The following is a 12,341-nucleotide window of genomic DNA, read 5'->3' on the forward strand; positions in this document are numbered from 1 at the left end:
GACGATGGATTGTTCAACGCGAAAAAATTCAACTCGCCGCCGGCAACACCGTCTCGGCCGGCACGGCCCACGGCCGCTCCGGTGACGCGAGGCCGATCAGTCGGCCCTGGATGTAGTCGCAGCCCCATTCGCGCAGCATGACCGCGGACTCTTCGTCCTGCACCCATTCCGCCACCGTCTTGATCTGCAGCCGCCGCGCCAGATCGATCAGCGTCTGTACGAAGGCGCGGTCGTCGGCCGAGCGCGCGATGTTCTGCACGAAGGCGCCGTCGATCTTGACGATGTCGACGCCGAGCTTGCGCAAATTCCGGAACGAGGTGTAGCCGGCGCCGAAATCATCGATCGCGATCCGGCTGCCGAAATTCTTCAAGCGGGTGACGAAGCCTCTGATGTCGTCGATATCCTGGATCGCAACGGTCTCGGTGATTTCCACGATCAGCCGTTCGGCCACACCCGGATGCGCACGCATCAGGGATTCGATCGAGGCCGACCAGTCCGGATCCATCGTGGTGTCGGGTGAGATGTTGAGGCTGAGCTGTACGTTCGGTGACGCCGCGAGTTCGGCGACCGCGAGCTCCAGCACGCGGTGATCGACCAGCCGGATCAGGCCAAGTCGTTCCGCGACGGGGACGATATCCGGTGCCAGCAACGCCTGGCCGTTGGCCTGCTCCATCCGCACCAGGCATTCGTAGAACGCCGGCTGGCGCGAGCGCGCTTCGACCACCGGCTCGAACGCGGTCACGATCCGACGCTCGTTCAGCGCGGTGACGATTTCGTCGGTGACGCGGATGTTGACGCGGCGCTGCGCGTCGCGCTCCACATTGGGCTTCCACAGCGAAAATGATCCGGCACGGCGGCCCTTGGCGCCATCCAGCGTTTCCTGGGCGCGGGTGACGGCCTCATCGGCGCTGCGGGCGTAACGCGGGATACTGATCGCGCCGATCGACGCGGTTACCGACACCGGGCCGGACACGGTCGGCACCACCTCGTCGCGAATGCCGGCGAGAAACCGCTCGGCCGCGACATTGGTGTCGTCGACGGTGCAGTTGCGCAGGATCAGCCCGAATTTGTTGCCGGAGAATCGTCCGAGCACGTCGCCACCGCGCAGCCGCGCACGAATACGTTTTCCGACTTCCGCGATCACGCCATCGGCGACATCGAAGCCGAAAGCGTCGTTGACGCGCGCCAGATGGTCGATGCCAATCAGCATGAAGGCGCAGGACGAGCGGAAGCGCGCGGCTTCCTCGATCGCCTCGGCGAGCGCCGCGATCAAATGGGTGCGATTGAGTTCGCCGGTCAGCGGGTCGTGCCGCGAGAGCCGCACGAGCTGCTCATCGCGGGCGCGGCGCTCATTGTCGACGCGGACGACGCCCTGCGCGCGCGCCGGCTTGCCGTCGGCGCCGGCGAACCAGCAGCCGGTTTCCTCGATCCAGATCACGGGCGCGGAGGTCGAGGCCCGCACGCCATATTCGATCCGGTAGGCTGTGCCCTCGCCGCCGCGTGCCGGGGCCGTGTGACCCAGCGCGTCTGACCGGATCGACCCTTTCGGCTCGATCAGCTTGGCGAACCCGGCGCCGCTGGCCAGCGCTTCCGGGGCGATGTCGGTAAAGACGGAGGCGGCGTTATCGCTCCAGACGATGCTGTCGGCGGCGAGATCCCAGACGAAACTGGCCTGCCCGAGCGAAGCGAGGATGCTGGAGGCTTGCGGGACAGCGGACATCAAAGTCGCCTCGATTCGGGACAGCCCAAAGACAGGCCAAAGACAAGCAAGGTGATTCTGGCTAGCCTGAGGATAGTGGTTCTATCGAATCTGACGCTAGGCAAAGTTGATAAATAATCTGGAAACCACGTTTTGCGGCTGTCGCAAACCTTCGGGAACCAACCGCCACGTATCGGCATAGGCCTTGCGAGGAGCAGATCGAAGTAGGGTTTCACGTCCCAAAACGTGACAGTTTTAGCCGGTTGCGGTGTGCGATGCTGGATACCGAACGATCAGAAGATATCCTGGACGTAGACGTCTCCGACGCCGACGCGCCGGCCTGTGTCGCGCTCGTGCCGGTGACCCAACCGGTGCACTGGTCGCGGAAAGCGACCATGGCGCGCCCCGACCCGACCTTTCTGACTCAACTGATCGCGACCGCCGACCAGGCCCCACAAACGCGCTGCATGCGACGTGCCTCGATCGAGGATGCGCAGGCGGCCTATGGCGCACACCCACAGGAACGCCGCAGCGTGGCACGGCGGACCCGGCAGGTCATCTGAGCAAGAAATCTGATCCGACGACCGGTCAGCGCGGCGGCTTGTCCGGGGACGGAGTCGTACCGCTACCCGGCTGTATCCCCGGCGAGGGGACTTCCGGCGAGGGGACCTCCGGCGAAGCCGCATGGGGCGCGACAGCAGGTGCGGGTGCCGGTTCCGGGCGATCCAGCAGCACTGATTCAGCGACCGATGCTGCGGGCGGCGCTGGCGCTTTTGCCGGCGCAGGCTCTGGCTTCGGCTCGGCCACTGGCGGCTCGGCCTCCGGTTCAGCTCTTCTGGTGCCCTTGGCGGACACCGCAGGCGCCACGACCGCACGCCGCCGCGTGCGCAAGGCAAGGCCGGACAGGAAGTCGACCAGCGCAAGCGACGTCAGCAGGAAATAGGTTGAGGTGCCGAACTTCGGCCACAGCACGAATTCGGCAGCGGCCGCGCCGAACACGATCAGCGACAGCAGATGGTCGGTGAGATATTTCGCGCCGGGACGCGCGCCTTTGATGACTTCGAACATCAACAGGAAGATGCCGACCGCGACCAGAACGTCGCTCAGCGTCACCTGCCATTCCACGCCCGACATCAGCATCAGCTTCAGCAGCGGCGTGCCGAAAGCGACTTCCGGCATCAGGAAGGCGATGATGTTGTAGATCGCGAGCGGAATCAGGAGTAGCGGAAATCCGACCATGGACATCGGCAAGGCCTTAACTAAAGGAAACTTGAACGCTCCTAAGGCGAAGCTTCACGCTTCGCCACCGGGAACCGTCTTACCCCATCCGTTGGCCGAATTCAGGCAGGCACGGCTGAACCGCCGCGCCAAGCCTGGGCCCGATCAGGATTCCTTCTTGGCCTTCAGAACCTGCCGGCCCTTGTACATGCCGGTCTTCAGGTCGAGGTGGTGCGGACGGCGCAATTCGCCCGAATCCTTGTCTTCGGCATAGGTCGGCTTCTTCAGGGCGTCCGCCGAGCGGCGCATGCCACGCCGCGAGGGCGATGTTTTTCTTCTGGGAACGGCCATAACGGTCCTCTAGGGGTGTTGTCGGAGGGCATCGTGCTAGGTAGCGGACCGCCCAGCGCTTCAAAGCACGGGCTGCGATGCCGATAAGGCCGCGCTTATAGAGGAAGGGATGACGTAAAGCTAGGCTTTGCCAGGGTTAAATCGGCCGAAAATTGGCTCAAAATGCACGATTTTCGCTCCAGCATCGCTGCAAGGCCGCGGCATTCGCCCGGGCCATGTAGGTGCCGGCCAGACGCCGCACCCCGGGCCCGGGATTCCGGGCGCTGCGCCTGACGGGATTTGGCAGGATCGCCGCCAGCAGGGCCGCCTCGCGCGGCGACAGGGTCGCAGCCGAACGACCGAACGCGTATTGGGACCCTGCCTCGGCGCCGAACTGCCCGGAGGGGCCGAGTTCGGCGATATTGAGGTAGATCTCGAGAATCCGCTGCTTGGACAGCACCAGGTCGATCCACATCGCCAGCGGCAGCTCCAGCGCTTTGCGGACCACGCTGCGGCCCGGCCACAGGAACAGGTTCTTGGCCACCTGCTGGGTGATGGTGGAGCCGCCACCCGACACCTCGCCTTCCTCGTGATCCTCGATCGCATCCTGCAGCGCGCTCCAATCGACCCCGCGATGGCCGCAGAATTTGGCGTCCTCGGAGCCCACCACCGAACGCGGCAGCGCCGGCGACATCGCCTTGAAATCGATCCATTGCCGCGACACCGGCGCGCCCTTGAGCCAGCGCCAGGCCATCAGCGTCGAGACCGGATGGCCGGTGCGATAGAACGGCGTCACCAGATACGGCAACAGCAGCAGCGCCAGCAAAATCAGCAATAAGATTCGGACAAAGCGCAAATTCGAATGCTTCCGGTTCAGCCCAGCCGGGTCGAGGATCGGTCAAGAGACCCCTTAATAGGTGACATCACCATGATATTTCGTGGGTTTTCCAGCGCTTTTAAGGCGTCTCAAGCCGGGAGGCGGAATTGACTGACGCCGTGCCATCAACGATTGTCCGGCAAAATTGACGACGAAATTGACCTGGAGCCATTCTTAAATGACGACCGCCACTGCCGATTTTACCAAACGATTGGATCAGACCGCCGAAGATACCGAGGCCCTGCTGGCCAAGCTGCTGTCGGATACGCTGTTATCAGACGAGATCGCGCGGCCGAAGCGGCTGATGGACGCGATGCGCTATTCAAGCCTCGGCGGCGGCAAGCGCCTGCGGCCGTTTCTGGTGGTCGAGAGCTCGGCCGTGTTCGGGGTTCCGCGCGACGCGGCGCTGCTCGCCGGCGCCGCGCTCGAATGCATCCACTGCTATTCGCTGATCCATGACGATCTGCCGGCAATGGACAACAGCGACCTGCGCCGCGGACGGCCGACGCTGCACAAGCAGACCGACGACGCCACCGCGATCCTCGCCGGCGACGGTTTGCTGACGCTGGCGTTCGACATCGTGACCCGCGACGAGATTCATTCGGATCCCACCGTGCGCCTGCTGCTGACCCGTGCGCTCGCTCGCGCCTCGGGGATCGGCGGCATGGTCGGTGGACAAATACTCGACCTCGCCGGCGAAGGCCGATTCGGCGACCGCGAGCCGGTCGACGTGGCGCGGCTGCAGCAGATGAAGACCGGCGCGCTGCTGCGCTATGGCTGCATCGCGGGCGCGATCCTCGGCCAGTCCACGCAACAGGAATATCAGGCGCTCGACGATTACGGCCGCGCGCTCGGCGAGGCGTTCCAGATCGCCGACGATCTGCTCGACGTCGAGGGCGACGCCGCCGCGCTCGGCAAGCCGGCCGGCGCCGATGCGGCGCTCGGCAAGACCACCTTCGTCACCCAGCTCGGCATCGACGGCGCCAAGCAGCGCGTGCGCGACCTGCTGGCGCGCGCGGATTCCGCGCTGTCGATCTTCGGCGCCAAGGGTGACGTGCTGAAGGCCGCGTCGCGCTTCGTCGCCGATCGCAAGAGCTGACGTGCCATCGCAGAAGAAGGAACTCGACGAGTTCGTCGACCGGTTCAGGAAAAAGCCGGTTCTGCTCCGTGTGGTCTATGGGCGGCCACGCACCTTCATCGCGATCGCGGTCGGTATCGTTGCGTTCTTTTTGCTGCCGGGCTCGCTACGGCTGGTAACGCGGTTGCTGGTCAGCTGGGATGTTTTCGTCGCGTTGTATCTGGTGCTGGTTTTCACCATGGTGTTTCGCAGCGGCATGGCGCACATCCGCCGCAACGCGGCGCTGCAGGACGACGGCCGCTTCCTGATCCTGCTGCTGACGGCGCTCGGCGCGTTTGCCAGCATCGCGGCCATCGTGTTCGAACTCGGTGCCTCCAACCGCAGCGCGCCGGGACTGGTGCTGGCGACGGTGACCATCGCTTTGTCATGGGCGGCGGTGCACACCGCGTTCTCGCTGCACTACGCGCATGAATATTACCGCGGCGGCAAACCCGGCGGCCTGCAGTTTCCAAGCGGCGACCGGCATGAGGACGCCGATTACTGGGATTTCGTCTACTTCTCGTTCGTGATCGGGATGACCGCGCAGGTTTCCGATGTCGGGATCACCGACAAGATCATCCGCCGCACCGCGACCGTGCACGGCATCATCGCGTTCGTGTTCAATACCGCGCTGGTCGCACTGATGGTCAATATCGCCGCAAGTGCAATCTAGACCCTTGTTTTGACGCGTTTTCTTCACGCGAACCGGTATCCACTTCGCTCGAAAACGCTATGTCGCGTCAGCGGCACACCTGGATATTGCCGCCGCTTGGATATGGGCCGCCCGCCTCAAACGTCCTGAACTCGACGCGGCAACCGGCGCTCGCGGAACGGCAGCCGGACTGATCGCATACGACCTGGCCAGATGCCCGGCCGGATGCCTGAGGCGATCCTTGAGGCCGGGGCGCGCTGACCTCGGGCCGCGGCCGTTCCCGAACCGGACGCTCCGGGCGATCATCGGTATCGCGTTTGGCCACCGGCTTGTTGCCGCGGCGCTTTTCGCATTCATTGTCGTCGTTGAGCACCGAACCCTGGGCGCAAGTGATCCTGCTGCAGCGGTCGCCATCGGCCCTGAAACCATGTTCGCAGACCAGCGGACAGACGCGTGACGGTTTCAGCTTGATCGCATCCAGCGCGTCGACGCTGGCCACTTTGGCATCAAGCCTGGTCCCGGCGTAGCGGTTGAACAGCGTCAGCGAGCGCTGCGAAGCCGCGTTCCAGTCGCCATCGGCAGCGCCGGTCAGGCAGCCGACACGGCGCAGTTCGGCCTGCACCGATTTGGTGACGTCGGCCGGGGCCGATGCGGGGGGCAGGGCCGCGAGGTTGACGGCCTTTTCCTTGACGGGTTCCTTGACGGGCGCGGGCGCTTCAGCTGCGAGGCGTTTCTGTTCGGCCGCCGCGGCCTGGTCCTGCGCAATCTGCTTGGCCTTTTCGGCGGCGATGCGCGCCTGCTCCGCGGCCCTGACATCGGCCTCGGCCTTCGACTGCTCCGATCTCTGGGCGCCTTCGGCGACGAGCCGTGCCCGCTCCTGCTCGGCCAGCCGCGCCTTCTCGGTGGCGGCGATGCGGATTTCCTCGGCGGCGATCTTGTCGAGCTGCAGCTTGGCGAGGCTGGCGTAGAAGCCGTCGGGATATTGCTTGAGGAATGCATCGAGCGCGTTCTTGTTGCCGAGCTGAAGCGCCAGTTCGTAGTCGCGGCGGGCTTCGGCCTGCGCGCTGAGTGTGGGCGCAGGCGCCGCTGCGGCGGGCGCCGGTTTGGCAGGGGCCGGCACCAGCGGCACGTCTTCGCCGCCCAGCGAACCATAGACAAACGGCTCCTGCCGGTTGCCGGTGGTCTTGAGCACTTCGTCGCGGACAAATCCGAACGCGCGGCGCACGTCGAGCCCCGGCGTCGCGATATGGCGCGACAGCGCTGCCGTGAACGGGCTGTTCTGGCCATCGCCATCGGCCGCGGTGAATCCGGCCTTGGCCGAATAGGCGATCAGCACGTTCGGGCTGCTCGGCTCCACCTTGGCCAGGCCCTGCCCGATCGCGCGCGAGGCGACCGTCCGCTTCATGGTCTTGGCAAACGGATTGTCCCGGCAGGCATCGAGAATGACGAGCCGCAATTTCTTGGCCGGCTCGATCGCGATCAGCACGCGATCCAGCGACAGGGCCTCGTCGTAAACGTCCGTATCGCGTTCCAGTTTTGCATCCACCGGAATCAGATAATTCGAGCCGTCCACCTCGATGCCGTGGCCGGCGTAATAGACGACGGCGATGTCGGCGTCCCGGGCACGGTCGGCGAAGTCGCGCAGCGCGCGCCGGGTTTCGGCCGCGGGCAGATCGCGGCGGGAATCGACGACATCGAAGCCGGCCTCCTTCAGCGTCGCGGCGATCTTGGCGCTGTCGTTAACCGGATTGGCAAGCTGCGGGACATTCCTGTAGGCGGAGTTGCCCAGCACCAGGGCGACGCGCTTCTCGGCAAACGCCGGCTGGCACACCGCCAGCAGCGCCGCGGCGGCAAGCACCCATCGATGCAATTTTAGAGATCCAGACCTGATCATGACGCTTCCGGAGCCTCGCTCTTTCGCACCGGGTATACCTATCATGGGCATAGGGCCGGCTTTGTGAGTTGGGTCACGAACCGCATCGACCCGGATCGCGCCGCCATTTTACCGCCAATCCGGCAAACAGGCCACGGGTCCGCCGTTGGCCGGTCGTGTTTGAGCCAGGCTCGTCCGGCCGGCCTCGTCCCGCCAATTGCTACGCCTATTCCGGGCGTTCAGCCCGGACAACGTGACCCTGGTACTGCGGCAAATCGTCGGTGATGGAGAACCAGGGCGCCTTGGAACCCACGAAGATGTGGGCGGACGGGCGGATCGAGGGAGCATCGACCACCGTCCCCATCGCGACATGGACGAAGGCGCCATCGCGCACCACCGAATAGAGCAACGAGCCGCATCGCCGGCAGTGCGCGTTGTGGCCGGCATCGTCGCCATGGATCATCACGATATCGTCACCCGCGGTGATACTGAGCCTGTCGCGCGCGATTCCGGCAAACGGCTTGAACGCCGAACCGGTGGTCCGCCGGCAATTCGAACAATGGCAATTGAAGGCATATTCGAATGAATCGGCCACGGCGTAATGCACCGCGCCGCAGAAGCATTCTCCGGCCAGAATGCGAGCATTCGAATTCGCTGAACCCGTCATGATTCAATTCCCTGCTGCGGTCTTGAACTCATCCATAGCGCAATGCATCTGTTCGTGGCTTACTTCAATTCGAACAATCCTGCATCCTGGGGAGGACTATTGTGAGCGAAGACCGATCGAGCGTCGAAGCCGTCGTCCAGAATTATTTCGACGGCCTGTATGAAGGCAATGCCGACAAGCTCGGCGCGATCTTCGATCCCACCGCCGATTTGCGCTGGGTGGAGAAGGGCGAATTGCAGGTGCTGACCGTGCCGGACTGGCTGGACCGCGTGCGCAAGCGCCCGTCGGCGAAGGCGGAAGGCAAGCCGCGCGAGGACTTCATCGTCACCATCGACCGCTCGGACGAGTCCACCGCCTTCATCAAGGTGCGCTGCCAGTTGCCGCCGCGTTACTTCACCGACTATCTGGTGGCGATGAAGCTCTCGGACGGCTGGAAGATCGTCTCGAAGTCCTATCGTTACGATCTGCGCGAGTAGCCTCCGTCCGCGGGTCCCTCCGACCGGATTGACGTCCAAGGGGTTTCCCTGCGAATTGGGGGCGTCATGGAGACCAAATTTCAGATCTTTTTGATCCTGCTCGCCGTGCTGGCCGGTACCGCCCTGCTGGCGCGGCGGGTCAATGTCGCGTCGGCGATCCTGATGATGCTCGTCGGCATCGCGCTCGCCTTCGTGCCGGGCATGCCGTCGATCGAACTGCCGCCGGAACTGGTGCTGGTGGTGGTGCTGCCGCCGCTGATCTATTCGGCCAGCGTTGCCATGAGCTGGCGCGAGTTCAAATTCAACCTCCGCCCGATCACGCTGCTGGCGGTCGGCTGCGTGATCTTCACCGCTTTCGCGGTCGCCGCCGCCACGCATTATCTGATCGGGCTGCCATGGACCGTCGGTTTCCTGCTGGGTGCCATCGTCGCACCGCCGGACGTGGTGGCGCCGCTGGCGATTGCCCGCAAGCTCGGCATGCCGCGCCGGATCCTGGTCGTGCTCGAGGGCGAGGGCCTGGTCAACGATGCGACCGCGTTGATCCTCTATCGCTTCGCGGTCGCGGCGATCCTGACCGGCATGTTCTCGCTACCGAAGGCCACCGGCACGTTCGCTGTCATCGTGGTCGGCGAGTTGCTGTTCGGCCTCGCGGTGGGCTGGCTCAGCCTGCGCATGCGCCACCGCGCCCGCGATCCGCAGGTCGAGATTACGCTGTCGCTGATCACGCCCTACCTCGCCTTCTGGGTTCCGCACCATCTCGGCGGTTCCGGCGTGATCGCGACCGTCGCGTGCGGGCTTTATATGAGCTGGAACGGGCCGCTGCTGATCTCATCGGCCACCCGCCTGCAGGGCATCTTCTTCTGGGACCTCGTGATCTATCTGGTCGAGGGCCTTCTGTTCCTGCTCACCGGCTTCCAGATGCGCTCGCTGTACGAGAAGTCGAAGGCGTTTCCGCTGGACGAGATCCTGTTCGCCACCGCGCTGGTCACGGTGATCGTGATCGTCGCGCGGTTCGCCTGGGTCTTTCCCGCCATCTATCTGCCGCGCCTCTTGAACCCGCGCCTGCGGGCGCGCGATCCCAGTCCTCCCTGGCGAAACACCTTCGTGATCGCCTTCACCGGCGTGCGCGGCGCGGTGTCGCTTGCCGCGGCGCTGGCACTGCCGCTTGCACTGCCGAATGGCGACGCGTTCCCGCATCGCGACCTGATCCTGTTCGTGTCCTTCGGCGTCATTTTCATCACCCTGGTCGGACTGGGGTCGGGCCTGCCGCTGGTGGTGCGCTGGCTCGGGCTGACGCAGGCCGGCCGCGACGAACACATCGCCGAGCACGAAGCCGAAATCGCGGCGCGGCGCGAGGCGCTCGATGCCGCGCTCAAATCGCTCGATGCCATCACCAACGACCGCGAATTGACCGACGAAGTCGTCAAGCTGCTCCGCGCACGGCACGAGTCCCGCACCAACCAGCTGCCCGATTCGTTCAATCCCGATGTGGACGACGCCTCGGCGGCCGGCACCGAACTGACGCGCGAATTGATCGCGACGGAACGGAAATTCATTCACGCCTTGCTGCGCGACGGCAAGATCACCGACGAGACCCGGCGCCGGATCGAGCGCGACCTCGATCTGGAGGAAGCGAGTTTGAGCAACCGGGAGTATCGAAGGATTCCGTTGTAGGCCCGCATCCATCCACACGTCGTCCCGGCCTTAAGCTCGGATGCGCAATTGCGCATCTGAGCTTAAGGCCGGGACGACACGTCACTCCGCCGCAACATTCCGCCCCGAGCCACCGACGAACCCCGCCGGCTCGCCGAAGCGCTCGATCATCACGGCGGTGAGGTCTTTCGTCTTGCTGGTGACGCAGGCGCCGGAGCGCACCGTGTAGCGGTCCTGATGCCGGGCATGCGGCGGCGCCTCGCCCTGCTGCAGGGCGCGGGCGGCCTCCATCACCAGTTTGCGGAAATGCATGATGCCCAAATCAGTCGGGCCGAGATGTTCTCGCGTCCGGTCGGCAATCGGGCCCTGGCTGTCCTGCACCGCGGCGTCCTGTTCGGAGACGCCCTTGATGCCGGTGTAGCTTTTTGTCTTCTGCAGCTTGCGGTCGATCAGGTAGTCGTTGGCCTTGTTGCGCAGCGGAATGTAGTTCTCGTCGACTTCCGACATCACGCCGTTACCGCGGTCATAGCCGTCGCGCTCGGCCTGCGTCAACGGACGCTCGGGATTCCACGCGTAAGTGTAGATCCAGCAACTGGTGTCGGTCACCGGAACGAAGCTTTGACCAAAAATGTTCTCGCCCGGCATCGAGCTCGGCGCATAGGCATGCACCGGCATCAGGAACTGGGCGATGCGCCAATAGATGTTGTCGGACCCGGTGAGCCGCCCGCCGGCGACGGTAAGTCCGGCCGCGTGCGGGCTGATCTTGATCACCGGGCGCGGGTCTTCGGCGATCCAGCGCATGTGGTCGGTCGCAACGCGGGTCAGCGGGTTCACAAAATGCTTCTTGATGTCGAGGATCTCGTTCTCTTCTTTCTCGAAGCTGAGATGCGCGAAGGTGAAATGCGCGGTGTCGATCGAACCTTCGAGCGCCTGCACCCAGTTGCAGTCCTGCCATTTCTTGGAGACGTAGCGGTGCGAGGCCGGCACCAGCGCCATTTCCAGCGCGGGCAGTTCCGGCATCTGATCCGCCGGGCCCATATAGGCCCAGATCATCTCGCCCCATTCGCGCACCGGATAGGATTTGATCCTGATCAGGTCCTTGGCATTCAGATCGGGATAGGAGGTCGGCATGTCGACGCAGTTGCCTGACGTGTCGAACTTCCAGCCGTGATAGACGCAGCGGATGCCGCACTCCTCGTTGCGGCCGAGCCAGAGATTGGCGCCGCGGTGCGGGCAATATTGGTCGATAATTCCGACCACGCCGCGCGTGTCGCGGAACGCCAGCAGCTCCTCGCCCATGACCACGATCTTCTTCGGCGTGCCGTCGGCCTCGGGCAATTCCGCCGACAGCAGCACCGGCATCCAGAACCGGCGCAGCAGTTCGCCCATCCCCGTTCCCGCACCGCTTTCGGTCAAGAACCTGTTGTCTTCGGCGCGGAGCATAGCGTGACCTCCGGAGTTTTGTTTATTGCTTTTGACAGAGATTGGCGCAGGTCAAACGAGGCGTCAACGTGGGTATTGAGTGGGTACAACGGTCGTCATCCCCGCGCAGGCGGGGATCCAGTACGCCGCGGCTTCTCGGTTCTATCATCGGCGCCTCTGGAATACTGGATCACCCGCATGCGCGGGTGATGACAGCTGAATGTGTGTTTACCTTCTCGCGACGCATTGCGCCCGAGCTTTGTCAGAAATTCCTTGCCCCGAAATGAGAGGGCGCAGGGAAGACCGGGTGCGCGCTGCACCCGCGGTCTCGTGTGCGGTTAGCACAAAACAAAGTGC

The 12,341-nt window shown here is 64.3% G+C and carries 12 protein-coding genes; 5 read left to right on the top strand and 7 right to left on the bottom strand.

Annotated elements, in window-relative coordinates:
• Positions 1–28: 28 nt before the first annotated feature.
• Complete coding sequence (locus JQ609_RS17005; protein ID WP_212274258.1) at positions 29–1,720, bottom strand: bifunctional diguanylate cyclase/phosphodiesterase; 1,692 nt, start codon at positions 1,718–1,720, stop codon at positions 29–31.
• Positions 1,721–1,974: 254 nt separating this feature from the next.
• On the opposite strand from JQ609_RS17005, the gene JQ609_RS17010 reads away from it, so the two are divergent.
• Positions 1,975–2,262, top strand: a complete 288-nt coding sequence (locus JQ609_RS17010) for a hypothetical protein (RefSeq protein WP_249128095.1) — start codon at positions 1,975–1,977, stop codon at positions 2,260–2,262.
• 25 nt (positions 2,263–2,287) lie between these two features.
• On the opposite strand, the gene JQ609_RS17015 is transcribed toward JQ609_RS17010, so the two are convergent.
• The 3 genes from JQ609_RS17015 to mtgA all read right to left on the bottom strand — a co-directional run bounded on the left by JQ609_RS17015 (position 2,288) and on the right by mtgA (position 4,103).
• Complete coding sequence (locus tag JQ609_RS17015; RefSeq protein ID WP_212274331.1) at positions 2,288–2,938, bottom strand: hypothetical protein; 651 nt, start codon at positions 2,936–2,938, stop codon at positions 2,288–2,290.
• 144 nt (positions 2,939–3,082) lie between these two features.
• The gene (rpmF, locus tag JQ609_RS17020; protein ID WP_027540899.1) at positions 3,083–3,268 is read right to left on the bottom strand and encodes a 50S ribosomal protein L32; all 186 of its coding nucleotides are present in this window, start codon (positions 3,266–3,268) and stop codon (positions 3,083–3,085) included.
• 157 nt (positions 3,269–3,425) lie between these two features.
• Positions 3,426–4,103 (bottom strand): monofunctional biosynthetic peptidoglycan transglycosylase, encoded by a 678-nt coding sequence (gene mtgA / locus JQ609_RS17025; protein WP_212213798.1) that lies wholly within the window; start codon positions 4,101–4,103, stop codon positions 3,426–3,428.
• A 199-nt stretch (positions 4,104–4,302) separates the two neighbouring features.
• On the opposite strand from mtgA, the gene JQ609_RS17030 reads away from it, so the two are divergent.
• Together JQ609_RS17030 and JQ609_RS17035 are read left to right on the top strand one after the other, a co-directional pair.
• Positions 4,303–5,223 carry a polyprenyl synthetase family protein gene (locus JQ609_RS17030; RefSeq protein ID WP_212274259.1) on the top strand — a complete coding sequence of 307 codons (921 nt, stop codon included), beginning with the start codon at positions 4,303–4,305 and terminating at the stop codon, positions 5,221–5,223.
• A gap of 1 nt (position 5,224) precedes the next feature.
• Complete coding sequence (locus JQ609_RS17035; RefSeq protein ID WP_212274260.1) at positions 5,225–5,914, top strand: DUF1345 domain-containing protein; 690 nt, start codon at positions 5,225–5,227, stop codon at positions 5,912–5,914.
• A gap of 67 nt (positions 5,915–5,981) precedes the next feature.
• On the opposite strand, the gene JQ609_RS17040 is transcribed toward JQ609_RS17035, so the two are convergent.
• Positions 5,982–7,787 (bottom strand): caspase family protein, encoded by a 1,806-nt coding sequence (locus JQ609_RS17040; RefSeq protein WP_212274261.1) that lies wholly within the window; start codon positions 7,785–7,787, stop codon positions 5,982–5,984.
• 205 nt (positions 7,788–7,992) lie between these two features.
• Positions 7,993–8,433: a GFA family protein gene (locus JQ609_RS17045; protein ID WP_212274262.1), complete on the bottom strand. Its 441-nt coding sequence runs from the start codon at positions 8,431–8,433 to the stop codon at positions 7,993–7,995.
• Between the two features lie 101 nt (positions 8,434–8,534).
• Here JQ609_RS17045 and JQ609_RS17050 point away from each other — a divergent pair, with 101 nt between their 5' ends.
• Positions 8,535–8,909 (top strand): nuclear transport factor 2 family protein, encoded by a 375-nt coding sequence (locus JQ609_RS17050; protein ID WP_211998201.1) that lies wholly within the window; start codon positions 8,535–8,537, stop codon positions 8,907–8,909.
• A gap of 66 nt (positions 8,910–8,975) precedes the next feature.
• The gene (locus JQ609_RS17055) at positions 8,976–10,583 is read left to right on the top strand and encodes a Na+/H+ antiporter (protein WP_212274263.1); all 1,608 of its coding nucleotides are present in this window, start codon (positions 8,976–8,978) and stop codon (positions 10,581–10,583) included.
• Between the two features lie 81 nt (positions 10,584–10,664).
• On the opposite strand, the gene JQ609_RS17060 is transcribed toward JQ609_RS17055, so the two are convergent.
• On the bottom strand, positions 10,665–12,005 hold the full coding sequence (locus JQ609_RS17060) for a Rieske 2Fe-2S domain-containing protein (protein WP_212274264.1): 1,341 nt from the start codon (positions 12,003–12,005) through the stop codon (positions 10,665–10,667).
• Positions 12,006–12,341: the final 336 nt, after the last annotated feature.

Origin of the sequence: Bradyrhizobium sp. AUGA SZCCT0169 (genome assembly GCF_018130085.1) — a bacterium.
Classification (GTDB): Bacteria; Pseudomonadota; Alphaproteobacteria; order Rhizobiales; family Xanthobacteraceae; genus Bradyrhizobium.